The sequence below is a fragment of the Helicobacter sp. 23-1048 genome (assembly GCF_053654545.1).
In genome coordinates, this window is the sequence record NZ_JBSIUT010000002.1 from 290,652 (window position 1) to 305,519 (window position 14,868).

Below are 14,868 nucleotides of genomic sequence, written 5' to 3' on the forward strand. Positions count from 1 at the left end.
GAGAATAGTGCGTTTAAAAATAATGTTTTTTATGGATAATATCTCTAAAGTATTTCTTTTTTTACTCCTTTGTGCAAGCCTTAATGCCCAAAGCATAAATATCAGCAATTTTTACTACCGAGATTTTTTGGATTTTGGGCAAAATAAGGGGCTTTTCAAAGATAGCGAGCAAAATCCAAATGGAGTGCAAATCACGGGCAAAGATGGCACGACACTTACGATTCCACAAGCCCCAAATTTTTCTGCTTCGAGCAATAATGGCAATCTCACAGCAATAGGGCGCGGATTTGTCGTAACGGCAAATCATGTGAGTAGCCCAGAAAATCCAAATAGCAGTGATAATTTTCGTAAATGGGGGCTTAGCACATATACCCTAGCCAAGCAAGACGCGGGTGAATATACCATACTTAGCGTTTCAAAGCCCTATGGGCGTGATGAAAAATTCCTGCGCTTTGATAAATACATTATCGAGGGGCAAGCAAGTATGCTAGACATCACAAATAGCACCAACACAAGCAATCCTACAAGCACAGCCCAAGAGAGCCAAAACTTAGAAAATTTTAAAAACGCCATTAAGGGATTGGCAGATTCTAATGGCAATGTGTATGTGTATCAAGCAGGTTCAGGCGTCATCACTTTGCGAGGTGGCACTAGCGTGGATATTAGCAGATTAGATAATGGCGAGACAAAGGGCGGTGGCTTTGGGATTTTAAATGTGGATTCTAGCGCGTATTTGGACTTAGTCAAAGGCTATGCAAGCGGAGATTCTCGAGGGATTACCTTTACTTATAGTCCAAGTGGGGATTTCAATAACCGCATAACTTCAGGGGATAGCGGGAGTGGAATCTACGCCTTTGATAAAGCGAATAATAAATGGATTTTGCTAGGCGTAACTTCCCAATCCACCACGACAAATACTGCCTACATAGCCGCCGTGTCAAACAAAGAATTGCTTGATTTTCAAAAAAATTTCGAGCAAAAAATACCCCTAAGCGGTGGCACGCAAAATATTAACGCTCTCAATTTACAACAAAACAAAGACATTATTTTTAGCGGTGGTGGGGCTATACAAGTCGCAAACAATATCAATCGCAATATAAGTGGCTATGCGGGGGGATTTGTGTTTGAGGCTTCAAATGGCGCGAGTAGCACAAATCCTACCAAATACACTTTTAGCAATACAAATGGCACAAATTATTATTTCAAAGGTTCAGGGCTTGATATAGGGCAAAATGTCGAAGTGGAGTGGAATCTGCGAAATGACAAAAATGACGCGCTCCACAAAATCGGGCAAGGCACGCTCATCATCAAAACAACTTACACGCCTGATACAAGTAAGGGCGAAAATCTAGGCTACCTCAAAATCGGCGAGGGCAAAGTCATCTTTGACACGGATAAAAAGGCTTATGATGGCGTGTATATCACAAGCGGGCGAGGCGCGTTAGAATTAAAAAATGGCAAGGCAGAAGCAATCGGTGCGAGCAAAGATTCTAGCGTGGCAGGCACGGCAAGCGGTGCAAATTCCTACACATTATCGCAAAACAAATCTAGCGAAATGGGAATCTACTTTGGCAGTGGCGGAGGGGTGCTTGATTTGGGTGGCAATAGCTTAAAACTCAACACCATTGCAGCAAATGATAGTGGCGCGATTATCACAAATTCTACCACGAGCACAAAATCCACGCTTGAAATTGAGGGCTTTGGCTATGATTCAAATGGCACAAAACAAAGCACAAAAGCCGATACGATTATCCACGCAAGCATTGGGGAATCTAGCGCAAATCAAGTCGCAAATATTGATATTATCCACAAAGGCGATAAAAACACGCAAAATACCCACCCACAAACCCCTTCCGCAGTGGAGGGGGCTTTTCTAATTTTTGATGGGCATATCAATTCAAGTGGCACATTAAGCGCGGAAAACGCAAATATCGCACTGCAAGGGCACGCCACCACGCACGCGACAATAAGCGATGCAAAAATCCGCGAGCAAATCAAAAACGCCGAAGCAGGCACGCATAAGGCAATGCCTGAGTATATGGATTTAAGCAAGCCCTCCACGGTTAGCCAGCCTGATTGGGACGATAGATTTTTTAAATTCGCGCAGGGCATTACGCTTATAAACACAAATCTCACACTTGGGCGCAATGCGAGTTTGCAAAGCAATATTAGCGCGGATTCTACCTCTAGCATTACTTTTGGCGGTGGCGTGAAGCATTTTATCGACAACAAAGACGGCGCAAATATCAATGGCGGTGGCTTTGGGTATTATCAAAAAGTGGAGGGCGGGAATTTAAATTTAGAACAAGAAAAAATCGCAAATCAAACCATACATTACAAAGGCAAAATCACCGCAAATGGCGGGAACATTCAATCAAACATTTGGGATTTTAACGCAAGTTTGGATTTGAAAAATAATGCAAAGTTAGAAGCGGAATATTTGACTTTGAAAAGCAGTGATTCTGTGAGATTGCAAAGCGGAGCGAGCGCAATCGTGCAAAATCTAAAACTACAAAATCTAAATGAAAATGATTTAAACAAGATTTTTGATAACAATGTAACAAACAATACAAAACTAAAAGTAGCCCAAAAGTTTATCTTTGATAGCGTGGGGAGTTTGGATTTAGCCACGCTAGATTCTAGCCATATTGACATAGCGCAATATTATGACATTGAAGCGACAAAATCTAGCATCACAGGCACAAATAAAAATCTAATTGCAAATATTTCGTTATTTGATAGCGCGACTTTGAGTGCGCAAAATCTCACGCTAAAAGACACAAACGCCAATGTGATAAATCCTAGCACAAATCCAAACGCGATAAAAAATCTTGTATATTTGGATTCTAGTCAAAATAATGCCTCACAAAGTCCTACAAAACTCACATTAAGCGAGAATCTAAAAGCACAAGATTTGCAAAAAGCTAGCGTGATTTTGTGGGGCAAAAGTGAGATTAGCACGCCAAAAATCGAGTTTAGCAACATAAAAGAGGGCATTTTATTGCTTGATAGCGAGGCAAAACTCACCAATGCAAATAATCAAAATACAAATACCGAAATAAAAAGCAATGATTCTGTGCTAAATATTTTTCTAAGCGGGGATAAAAACTTTGACTTAAATGCAAGCGGTGCAAACTCTCAAATCACGCTAAATACGATTCCTAGCGATTTTACCCCCGCACCTAGTAATAAACCTAGCGAAAATATGCCAAGTGTGAATTTTAGTGGCAAAATCAGCGCGAGTGATTTTAGCGTGGTTGATACCACCGCGCTAGAATCTATCACCACAACCGTGGAGCTAAGCGGGAGCGCAAATCTCACAGCGCGAAATATCACGCTCGATTCTACGCATAACGCTATCAACTTGCAAGGCAATTCTATGCTCACTGCTATAAGCATTCACGCAAAGAATCTCACACAGCTAAACCTAAATGTCGCTCAAAATGCGACAGCAAATGTGGATAAGTTTATTTTTGAAAAGAGTAATATCACTAACCTAAACCAAGTAAGTCTCATTAGCCAAAATATTTCACTTCAATCAAGTAGTATTAGCGCAAATAATCTTGCGTTTAATTCTCTTAAAAATGTAAACCTCACACTTGATGCAACTTCTATGCTTAATATTGATAACTTAGATGTAAATAACACAACTCTCACACTGCACCTTGCAGATTCTCAAGCAAATGCGCGAGGTTTAGGCAAAATCAATTTGACTCATAGTAACATTTTTATCAATTCTTGGGATTTGGCAAATGCGACAAAGTTTATAAGCGATAGTAATTCGAGCATAAATTTTACCAATCTAAGTTATGCCCAAAATAACACACCAAAAAATATAGAATCGAGTGCCACTATAAGTGGGACTTTTTCGTTGCATAATGTCGGGCAAATGACTCAAAACGCCAATCGTTTTGAAATGCTAAATTTTAACAAAAATCTTACTTTTGATGCGCAAAGTAACATTGTCATTGCTCTAGATTCTAGTGTAAGCAAGATAGATACAACGCTTACTCTTGGGAAGTATTACACCATCTTAAGTGCGCAAGAAATAAAAGACAATCGCATTGATAAGCGCGTAGAATTTAGTTTCGCTCCCTCTGTGGGTGATGATAATAAACTTTTTGTGGTAAGTAAGTTTGAGAATAACGCTCTTTTGGTAAAGTTTTTAGAATCTAATCCGCGCAGTTTTAGCGAGCTAAATAAGCATATTTCTAGCAAGTATAGCGAGATTTTAAAGGTGCTAATAGAGCACAATCCCAATGATATTGCCATTGATACGGCTGCTAAAACTGATGATTACGCGCCTTTGCAATCTCGCTTAGAGCAAATAGATTCTACAATGCACGATTTGGCGAATAGCGCATCTTTAGGCGAGCAGATTCTCTTTAGTAATAATTTTGTCATAAACACACGCATAGCTCAAGTGCGACTCACGCAAGCAGATAAAATACACAATCTTCGTTTTGCAAACAATGATGAAGATGTGTTGTATAAGCAAATTTCAAGGAGTGTGGCAAGTGATATAAGCTATGATTTCTCACAAGATGATGATTTGCATAATAATGTATGGCTTAATGTTGGCGGTGGATACTTTAGCGGTGGAGATTCAAACTCTGTGTTTGCTAGCACAAATGTGGGGTATGATAGATTGAGTAAGTTTGGTTCTACTGATATGCTCTTTGGCGTTATGGCTGGATTTGGGAGCAATCAATCAAAATTCCAATCATTTCATAATAACGCGAGATTCTATAATGTGGGATTGTATGCGCACGGCATATTTGGGAGCAATGAAGTGCAAAGCAATCTTAATGTAAATATATTGCAAAACAATAAAGCAATCCAATCAAGCGCACAGCAAGGCGATAATCTTTCGTTTAATGGCTTACTTAGCGTGTATTATAAGCGCGTTTTTGCGCTTGCTCCATTAGGAGAGTTTAAGCAAAATATAAAGCCTGTGGCACTTCTAGGCGTGGGAGTAAATAATATAGGCAATCACATTATGACTACCTATAAGCAAGAGAGCTATAATAATATAAGTGCGGAAATCGGTGCGGGCGTGCAATACACACTGCGCAAAGATACAAACTTTTATAGCGTGGAGATTCTTATGCGCCACAATGTATATCATTCAAACGATAGGGTATTTGTGAGTTTAGCAAACGCACAAAGTTTCATTGGATACACTTTGGAGCATCGCAAAAGTTCGCTTGAATTTAACTTTATAGGCTCGCACGCTCTCACACAATCCCTTTATATACAATACGGCGTGCTTGGGCTTGTGGATATGGGACTTGGCTATGGGATTAAAGGCGATATGAAAATAGGATATAGATTCTAATTTTTGCAAAAATTTCACAAAATCCCTTGACTTAGAGTTGCTATCAGGTTTTATAATTGCGTTTTTAGATTTCTACACAACTTAAAATCTAAAAATACATTTTAAATTTTAAAGGAGCAACAATGTTATTAGAATCTAATCTCACCGAAGCAAAAGAAGGCAAGCGCATAAGCGCAAAAGGTTTCGCCGTAGCGCATAAAAGCGATAGTTTCAAGCCCTTTGATTTTTCGCGCCACGCGCTAGGGCAGGGCGATATTTTGATAGAGATACTCTATGCGGGAATCTGCCACAGCGACATTCACTCCGCACGAAGCGAGTGGCGAGAGGGGATTTATCCAATGGTGCCCGGGCACGAAATCGCAGGGCGCGTAGTGGCTGTGGGGAGCGGGGTGCAAAAATTCAAAGTCGGCGATTACGCAGGGGTAGGCTGTATGGTAAATGCGTGCGGAGAATGCGAAGCGTGCAGACAATCCCAAGAGCAGTTTTGTATGAGCGGCGCGGTTTTTACTTATGATTGTATCGATAGATTCCACGATAATGCGCCTACTTTTGGCGGATATAGCAATAATATCGTAGTAAGCGAGGATTTTGCCGTTATCGTGCCAAAGGACGCGCCGCTAGATAAAGTCGCGCCATTGCTTTGCGCGGGGATTACGACTTATTCGCCACTGAAATTTAGCAAAGTAAGCAAGGGCAAAAAAGTCGGCGTAGCGGGATTTGGCGGACTTGGCGTAATGGCGTTAAAATACGCGATTGAAATGGGCGCGGAAGTGAGCGTGTTTGCACGAAACAAAAATAAAGAGCAAGACGCGCTAAAAATGGGTGCAAAGGCACTCTACACGACTGACAATCTCGCGCAAGTCAAAGAGCGATTTGATGTCATCATCTCTACGATTCCCACAAAATACGAGCCTATGGAGTATGTGAATCTTTTGGCGTATGGCGGGGAATTTTGCGTGGTGGGGCTACCGCCAAGTGAAGTAATGCCAAACATTAGCCTCTCTTCGCTTGTCTTTGCGGGGCATAAGCGTGTGTATGGCTCGGTAATCGGCGGAATGAAAGAAACGCAAGAAATGCTAGATTTTAGCCTAAAGCACGGCATTTACCCCGAGACTGAAATCATTAACGCGAGTGAAAGCGCAATCGATGAGGCATATCATAAGCTCACCACAGGGAAGGCGAAGTTTAGGTATGTGATTGATATGGGGACATTAAAGTAGCGCATTTGTCTCTTTGACGATTTCGCGGGATTCTTCGCGCTCAAGCACTCAATAGACGCTTTAGTCTTATTTCGTGCTTTCACGCTTAAAAAACCCACGAAAACGAAGTTTCTTTAGTAAATCGCCTAAAGATACTTCCGCGCGGGACGCTTTTTTGTTTTCTTTGTGTGCTTTGCACACTGCAACTACTTCGATTTTGATTTGCGTTGCGAATCAAAAATCAAAATTTTTGTCATTGCAAGGCGAATCGCAGATTCGCCGAAGCAATCCACGCTTTTATTGTCATACTGAGCGAAAAGCCTAGTTTGTAGCGAAGTATCCAAACCACGCGAATCTAAAAGATTTTGTGCGCAATTTTCACTCCAAAAAGTCCTTTAAATTCTCATAATCCTTGCTTTCAAGCACTTTTTTAAATTTGGCAAAGTCTTTTTTGGATTCGTTGTAGATTGCCTTATACACAGGGCTTTTATCATCGACATAGCTTAAAATTTGCAAACCATAAAAATACAAGGCTATACTACTTGTGGGCGTATCATCATCTAGCCACATAGGGAAGCCAAGCTCCCCTAGAACACTTAACGCCTTTTCAAAATACCTATCTTTTAGCTCCCCGCTACTTATCAAAGCAAGGCTAAGATAATCAATCCCATAATATAGCCCCGCTTTTGCTTCATCACTTATGGGCTTTGAATCCAAATCAATGCAATTTGCGGTGATTTGGTGGCTTTTGTGCTAAAAATGTGCGAGATTTTAGGATACTTTGAAAGATTTTTGTGCGATTTTGGCAAACCTAGTAGTGTGCAAAATCACACAAATTACGCTACAATGCTACGAAATTTTGCTTTTTAAAAATTATTGTTTTATAAAACTTGCTAGAATCTGCGACTTTAACGCAAAATCATAAAATCACAAAAAGGAATACCAATGCCACAAAATCCACGAAACCACCGCAGCCACGAGCAAGACAACGCAGGAAGCGCACAAAATCCACAAAGCCACCAAGACAACGAAGCTAGTCAAAACACCACACGAGACACGAAAACGCTAGCCATTCTCAAAGACTCGACACACACACACACACACACACACTAAAAACCAAAATCTAGATTCTGACAATTCCTTACAATCCATAGAGCGCGAATTTGGCTCTTTGCAAGAAGCAAAACTCCGCGCGCTTGATAATGATTCGCAATTACTTACATTTTTGCTTGAAAATCCTACGCTTAAAGCGCGGTTTTTCACGCCCATAAACGAATCGCTTATCTTTGACAAAGAAGCGTTTTTAGATTTTCTCAAACTTCGCATTTTAGATACAAGCTACACAAGATTTGCAAACAAAATCGGGCTTACGATTCACTCTCACACGGGCGCGAAGTTGCTAAAAAGCGATAGCCATATCGTGCTAAATTTCCCCTATAAAGATTGCATTTTAAAAGGCGCGCAAAGCAAAGATGAGGACAAAAGCAACGAAATATTTTTCAATGAGATTTTGGGAAGCGATGAAATTGATTTTTTGCTAAAACCAAAGGCATTGCAAAATTTTGAGCTTATCACTTCGTCATTGCGAGGGAGCGAAGCGACCGAAGCAATCCAAAAAAATAAAATAGATTGCCACGAATCCGCTAACGCGGATTCTCGCAATGACAAAAGCTTAAAATCCATATTGCAAAATAAACCAAATTTTTTGATTAAAGGCAATAACTTACTCGCGCTCCACACGCTAAAACGGCGCAAAGATATTTATGGGCAAGTAAAGCTCATCTATATCGACCCGCCCTATAATACGGGCAATGATAGCTTTAACTACAACGATAGATTTAACCACAGCGCGTGGCTTGTGTTTATGAAAAATCGCCTTGAAATTGCGCGGGAGTTTTTGCGCGAGGATGGCGTGATTTTCATTCAATGCGATGATAATGAACAGGCGTATTTAAAGGTGCTTTGCGATGAGATTTTTGGGAGAGAGAATTTTGTAAATTGCATTGCTTGTCGCTCATCAACTCCGAGTGGATTAAAAACGGCACACAGAGAAAAGACAATCATTAAAACAAAAGATTATATTTTGTTTTATGCAAAAAATGCAAATAATATAACTTTAAAACCACAATATGTCAAAAAAGAAAAATGGGATACTCACTACAATTTTATTTTTGATAAAGACAAAATGACAACTAAAAATTTAGTCGAAGCAATGATTGAAAAAGGACTTTTGCAAAAAGGAAATACAATCAATGATATAAATATAAACAATAAAGAACATAGAAAATTTTATTTAAAATTTGCAGATTGTATTTTTAGAACAGCCCCAGAAATGCCAAAAGAACCGAAAGAATTATCACAAAAAAATCCAAATCAAATTATTTCATACCAAGATTCCGATGGCAATTTGCAATATGCCTTAAATGGTAATAGATTTTCTTTTTTAAAACAAACATTAAAGGAAGTTTTTATCGGTGCTTCTTTGGAAAAAGATATTTCAAATTTACTTTGCGATTTTTGGAGTGATATAGATTTTCAAAACACACAAAATCAAGGTGGCATAAGTTTTACAAATGCCAAAAAGCCCGAACAACTACTTTATAGAATTATAGATATGACAACAAAGCAGGGCGATTTGGTAATGGATTTTTTTGCGGGAAGTGGGACGACTTGCGCAGTGGCGCATAAAATGAAACGGCGATGGGTTGGCATAGAGCAAATGGATTATGTAGAGTCAATCACCAAAGCGCGGTTAATCAAAGTCATAAACGGCGAACAAGGCGGAATCTCAAAAGCTGTGGGTTGGAATCCACAGGGCGAAAAATCGTCATTGCAAGATTCGCGCAACGAATCGTCATTGCGAGGCAGTGTGAGCGAAGCGAACACAACGAAGCAATCCACGAATCTAAAAATGGATTGCCACGAATCCGCTAACGCGGATTCTCGCAATGACAGGGTAGAAAATAACGCGGATTCGCATAATGACAATGTAAAAAATGAATTTATCTACTTTGAGTTAATGCCACTTAATGCGCTGTATAAGCAAAGGATTTTAGATTGCCACGAATCCGCTAACGCGGATTCTCGCAATGACGGAGTGGAAAATAATGCGGATTCTCGCAATGACGAATTAAGTAAAATCTACAAAGAATTGCAAGAAAAGGCATTTGTGGATTATCGCGTGGATAAAACATTGCCAAAAGATAGCGACTTTGAAGCGTTGAATCTCAATGATAAAAAGCGGATTTTATGCGAGATTTTGGACTCAAATATGGATTATGTAGTTTATAGCGATATAGAGGATGCAATCTATGGCGTGGATAGCGAGACGATAGAGCTAAATAGGGCGTTTTATAAAGGTGGCAAAAATGAATAGCCAAAATCTAAGCACCGAGCTACAATCCGCGCTAAAATACGCACAAAATATAGAAATCCCCGCATATATCACGGGCAATCTCTCTAAAACATTGCGACAATATCAAATCCAAGCCTTAAAGCACTATCTCTTGCAAAGGCAAAATCCGCGCACAAATCATTTAATGTTTAATATGGCGACAGGTAGTGGCAAAACGCTCATAATGGCGGCACTAATGCTAGAATGCTACAAGCAAGGCTTTAGAAACTTTGTGTTTTTTGTCAATAGCACGAATATTTTAGAAAAAACAAAGAGCAACTTTTGCGATGAGAGAAGTGAGAAATATCTCTTTGCGCGTGAGATTGTCATAGAAAATCAAAAGGTTGAAATAAATGCGGTTGAGAGTTTGGGCGAATGTAAAGAAAATGCGATAAATGTGTATTTTAACACGATTCAAGGGCTGTATAATCTTTTTACGCAAGAGAGAGAAAACGCGCTAACTCTGCAAGATTTGCGTCATCAAAAAATCGTGCTTTTAGCCGATGAAGCGCACCATCTAAACGCAAACACAAAAAGCGATGAAAATGAGAGAGGCTGGGAAAATATCGTGCAAAAGGCATTTAGCGCAAATGCGGAAAATTTGCTTTTAGAATTTAGCGCGACAATCCCAAAATTTGAATCCGTGCTAGAAAAATATAGCGATAAAATCGTATATGAATACGCTTTAAAACAATTTCATAATGACGGATTTAGCAAGAAAATTTATTTGCTTAAATACAATGGATTAGAGATTAGTGAGCGGTTTTTGGGGAGCGTGATTTTAAATATTTATCGAATGCTTTTAGCAAAACAAAATGGCATTTTTTTAAAGCCTGTGATTTTATATAAAAGCAAGACGATTAACGAATCTTTGGCAAATGAAAAGGCGTTTTTGGAGTTTATCGCCAATCTTGATTCTACGCAAGTGGCGGAATTTATCGAAAATTATGCGAATCTCTCAAAAAATGAAGATGATGAAATCGTGCTTTTTAGGCAAGTAAGAGAGTTTTTTGAAGCGCAAAAAATCACAAGTCAAAATCTTTGCTTTATGATAAAAGAGCTTTTTAGTCCCGCGCACATTATCAACGCAAACAATGACAAAGATATAGAAAATCAGCAAATGTTGCTAAATAGTTTGGAATCAAAAAATAATGAGATTCGCGTAATCTTTGCGGTGGATAAGCTCAATGAGGGCTGGGATGTGCTAAATCTTTTTGACATTGTCCGCCTAAATAAAGGCGCGATAAAAGAGACGACAAAAGAAGCGCAACTAATCGGGCGCGGGGCGCGATACTATCCCTTTGTGTTACAATCGCAAGTAACGCAATCTGGCGCGATTAGTGATTATGAGTTTCGGCGAAAATTTGATAATGAGAGAGTGCCACTTAAAGCATTAGAGATTTTGGCTTACCACGCGGCAAGTGAAAATGAATTTATAAGCCGACTAAATAGCGAACTAGTCAATATGGGACTGCGACAGAGTAAGCAAAAAAATATCGTGCTACGCGTGAAAAAGGACATAATGCAAAGTGAATTTTATAAGCAAGCGTATTTTGCTACTAATTCGCGCTATAAAGTTTCAAGTAAAAATAGCCTTTTTAGTGGTGAAATCGTGCGTAAAATCGTGGCTAAAAGCGACTTTTTAGAAGTGCCATTATGTAACGCAAAAGGCGTTCAAGAGGAAAATCTAATGAAAGAGAATCTAACGGGCGAAAATATAAGCAACGATGATTTTAGCCTAGATTTTGGAGAGGCATATAAAGAGATACAATTTAGCGATTTATCGCAACGCGTGATATTAAAGGCTATGAATATATTGGATTATAATTTTGCCTTTTTGGCGCGAAACTTTGAGATAGAATCTAAACGCGAATTTATCGCTAAATATCTTAATCTCACGCTCAAACTTCACCCGCGACAAATTTTGGATAATCCGCGCACAGAGCTACAAATCGCGCTTTTTGTGTTGGAAAAATTTGGCGAGGGTGTGAATAAATATTTGGATTCGTATCGTGTGGGGGAATGGAGTGTAAAACCGCTAAAAATCATCGGCGATAAAGAAATAACGCGCTCTTTGGACGCGGAAGTGGAAAATTTTAGCAAATATGAGTGGTTTTACTTTGATAAATTTAGCGGGACTTCATTAGAGAGAGCATTTTTGGACTTTATCGAATCTAAAAAAGAGCTAATAAATGCACATTTTAAAGAATGGCTAATCGTGCGAAATGAGCGATTTAGCGAACTTGCAATTTATGATGATAGAGAATTGCTAGAAAATGGGGAGGAAAATGCAAATTATGCGGAGAGATTTGAGCCAGATTTTTACTTTTTAGGCAAAAGGGCGGGGGATAATCGTGTGATAATGCAATGTATCATCGAGCCAAAAGGCGAGCATTTAGTATTAAATGATAAATGGAAAGAGGAATTTTTGGCAACGCTGATTGATAAAAAGCCCATTGATTATAAGGATATTAGCGTGAAAATGCACGGAATGCCGTTTTTTGTAGCTAAAAATGCGGAATTTAGAGAAAAATTTGAGGTGTTTATACACAATACATAAGCGCGGGACAACACAAAAAAATGTCGCAAATGCTAGTCAAAATCTCATTTTGCTAAAACCTTGCGATACAAAAAAACACTAGACAAGAAAAGCTAGATAAAAAAACACTAGATGAAAAATGCTAGGCGTGAAAATCTACGCACAAAAAAGCCAATGCAAGCAAAAAGCCAATGCGTAAAATAACCAATGCAAGCAAAAAGGCTAAAATCTTATGGCGATATGTGCGTGAGCGATTTAACGCGTTTGTGAGATTTTACAAGGCTACTTCATAAACATATAGTATAATAGCGACTTTTTAATTTTCATAAGGAGAATCTCTTGTTAGGATTTATGAGTTTTGACTTTGAATGCGAGGTGTGTAAAAAGTTGGTTAATAAAACACCCTATAAACTCTCAATGTCGCAACATATCACTAATGGTGGAATCATAGAATGTAAAGAATGCAAAGCGCGCTATAAATCAAAATTTCGCACTTCGTTTTTATACGACACGATTGGGCTTGGTAGCGTATTTGTAGTCGCATTGTGTATTTTGTGGATTATTTATATGATGAATTATAGTAAAAATGTCGATTCTATAATATTGCCTGCGGTGCTTGGCATTGTCGGGTGTATGGTGATACAAGTGATTTTTGGCGCACTTATGAGCTTTTTTACCCCTGTGCGAAAGATTGGAGCAGGCGATAAAATTGATATTAAATAAAAGGATTGAAAATGTCGTTTCTTAAAACTTGTGCTTCTGTGATTTTTGGATTGGTGTTGTTTGCGTGTGGAATGCTGTTTTATGTATTTGTGCTGGATAATAAGTATTTTGGTAATCCACCGTTGCAAATAAATTATACAATCTCGGTAAATGACTCTAAGACACCGACACATTATTCTGCTAATCCCGTATTTTCAAGTGCTTCGCTTCTAAAAATGCCAATGCTAACTCTCCAAGATAAGACTATTATCGCCTCTGGTTTTAAAATTATTTCACAGCGATTTGAGCAAAGCAAACTTTGCAAGGGTGGGAGCTACTCAATAACACCGCTCACCAAATACGACCAAGAGAGTCAATCAAACCAAGTGTATGGGCAAAATTTTCACGCTGAGTTTTCTTGCGAGTTTGATAAAGCACAATTTGAAGAGTATGAGAAACTTTTAAACGAAGCAGGCGCACTAGCAAATGAAATGGGATACTTTACTTTGCAAATCCCCAAAGTGCGCCCAATAGTCAAAAACGAACAGCAAAACGAGATAGATTCCGAGCTTAAAGGCGCGTTGATTGAGCAAGCGAAGCAAAGTGCGGAAGTATATCAAAAAAGCCTTAGTAAAATATGTAAGATTGAGCGTATTGATATAAATGACTCGCACGCATATCCTAAGGTCGCGCTAATGCGAAGTGTAGAGACACAAAGCATAGATTCAAGCGCATTACCCATAGAATCTAGCGAGGAATTTAGCCTTAGCGCGCAAGTCTCGTTGCGTTGCAAATAATTACAAGCGGTAGTAGCGTATGTTGGCGTTTAATGATGAGGAGCTTAAGCGATATTCGCGTCATTTGGTGCTACAAAATGTCGGCATAGAGGGTCAAAAAAAGATTTCACAAGCAAAGGTTTTGGTTGTTGGTGCGGGTGGGCTTGGCTCACCTGTATCGCTCTATCTCACTGCCGCTGGGGTAGGGGAGATTGGAATCATTGATGATGATAGCATTGATTTAAGCAACTTGCAACGCCAAATTATCCACACTACTGCCGAAGTGGGCACACCAAAGGTCCAAAGTGCACTAAAAAAGCTCAATGCGCTCAATCCTCATACCAAAATCACTCCCTATCATTGCCGATTAGACGCGAGTAATGCCTTAGAGATTGTGGAGCATTATGATGTGGTTGTCGATGGGACGGATAATTTTGGGACAAAGTTCCTTGTCAATGATGCGTGTGTGCTCGCGCAAAAGCCACTTTGCTACGGGGGAATCTTACGCTTTAGCGGACAAGTGATGAGTATAAAGCCTAAGGAAAGCGCCTGTTATGCGTGCGTGTTTGACTCTCCACCACCTCCAGATTCCGTGCCGAGTTGCTCTTCTGCTGGTGTGCTTGGTGCGATAGCTGGCACGATAGGGAGCATTCAAGCCTTAGAAGTGCTAAAAATCATCATTGGCGTGGGCGAGCCACTCTTTGATAGAATCTTAAGCATTGACGCGCTTAGTATGGAGTTTCGCAAGGTAAAAATAAGCAAAAATCCTCAATGTCGCGTGTGTGGAACAAATGGAATCACAGAGCTAAAAGATTACGAGCAGGCTTCGTGCTGGGAATTGTAGTCCTTAGTCGTTTCATTGTCCTTTAAAATTTTTTACATAATCTTGCGTGTTATGAGGGCTTGTAAAGTTTTTTATA

At 39.5% G+C, this 14,868-nt stretch carries 9 protein-coding genes; 8 read left to right on the plus strand and 1 reads right to left on the minus strand.

Annotation, left to right across the window (positions count from 1 at the left end):
- Positions 1–7: 7 nt before the first annotated feature.
- Positions 8–5,338, plus strand: coding sequence for a S6 family peptidase (locus ACWIWK_RS08115; protein WP_454152295.1), 5,331 nt, complete (start codon positions 8–10; stop codon positions 5,336–5,338).
- A 122-nt stretch (positions 5,339–5,460) separates the two neighbouring features.
- Complete coding sequence (locus tag ACWIWK_RS08120) at positions 5,461–6,558, plus strand: NAD(P)-dependent alcohol dehydrogenase (RefSeq protein WP_454152296.1); 1,098 nt, start codon at positions 5,461–5,463, stop codon at positions 6,556–6,558.
- A 357-nt stretch (positions 6,559–6,915) separates the two neighbouring features.
- On the opposite strand, the gene ACWIWK_RS08125 is transcribed toward ACWIWK_RS08120, so the two are convergent.
- Positions 6,916–7,254, minus strand: coding sequence for a hypothetical protein (locus ACWIWK_RS08125; RefSeq protein WP_454152297.1), 339 nt, complete (start codon positions 7,252–7,254; stop codon positions 6,916–6,918).
- A 228-nt stretch (positions 7,255–7,482) separates the two neighbouring features.
- On the opposite strand from ACWIWK_RS08125, the gene ACWIWK_RS08130 reads away from it, so the two are divergent.
- From ACWIWK_RS08130 to ACWIWK_RS08155, 6 genes are all read left to right on the plus strand, one after another.
- On the plus strand, positions 7,483–7,650 hold the full coding sequence (locus ACWIWK_RS08130; RefSeq protein ID WP_454152298.1) for a hypothetical protein: 168 nt from the start codon (positions 7,483–7,485) through the stop codon (positions 7,648–7,650).
- A 58-nt stretch (positions 7,651–7,708) separates the two neighbouring features.
- Positions 7,709–9,913: a DNA methyltransferase gene (locus ACWIWK_RS08135; RefSeq protein ID WP_454152299.1), complete on the plus strand. Its 2,205-nt coding sequence runs from the start codon at positions 7,709–7,711 to the stop codon at positions 9,911–9,913.
- Complete coding sequence (locus ACWIWK_RS08140) at positions 9,906–12,491, plus strand: DEAD/DEAH box helicase family protein (RefSeq protein WP_454152300.1); 2,586 nt, start codon at positions 9,906–9,908, stop codon at positions 12,489–12,491. The genes ACWIWK_RS08135 and ACWIWK_RS08140 overlap by 8 nt, the downstream gene beginning before the upstream one ends.
- A 318-nt stretch (positions 12,492–12,809) precedes the next feature.
- Positions 12,810–13,193, plus strand: a complete 384-nt coding sequence (locus ACWIWK_RS08145) for a hypothetical protein (protein ID WP_454152301.1) — start codon at positions 12,810–12,812, stop codon at positions 13,191–13,193.
- Positions 13,194–13,204: 11 nt separating this feature from the next.
- The gene (locus ACWIWK_RS08150) at positions 13,205–13,969 is read left to right on the plus strand and encodes an SIMPL domain-containing protein (protein ID WP_454152302.1); all 765 of its coding nucleotides are present in this window, start codon (positions 13,205–13,207) and stop codon (positions 13,967–13,969) included.
- A 19-nt stretch (positions 13,970–13,988) separates the two neighbouring features.
- Complete coding sequence (locus ACWIWK_RS08155; protein ID WP_454152303.1) at positions 13,989–14,792, plus strand: HesA/MoeB/ThiF family protein; 804 nt, start codon at positions 13,989–13,991, stop codon at positions 14,790–14,792.
- The last annotated feature ends 76 nt before the right edge of the window (positions 14,793–14,868 follow it).

Coding starts and splice junctions, on each gene's coding strand:
- ACWIWK_RS08120 (WP_454152296.1), top strand. CDS start 5,461: ATGTTATTAGAATCTAATCTCACCGAAGCAAAAGAAGGCAAGCGCATA.
- ACWIWK_RS08130 (WP_454152298.1), top strand. CDS start 7,483: ATGCCACAAAATCCACGAAACCACCGCAGCCACGAGCAAGACAACGCA.
- ACWIWK_RS08140 (WP_454152300.1), top strand. CDS start 9,906: ATGAATAGCCAAAATCTAAGCACCGAGCTACAATCCGCGCTAAAATAC.
- ACWIWK_RS08150 (WP_454152302.1), top strand. CDS start 13,205: ATGTCGTTTCTTAAAACTTGTGCTTCTGTGATTTTTGGATTGGTGTTG.
- ACWIWK_RS08155 (WP_454152303.1), top strand. CDS start 13,989: ATGTTGGCGTTTAATGATGAGGAGCTTAAGCGATATTCGCGTCATTTG.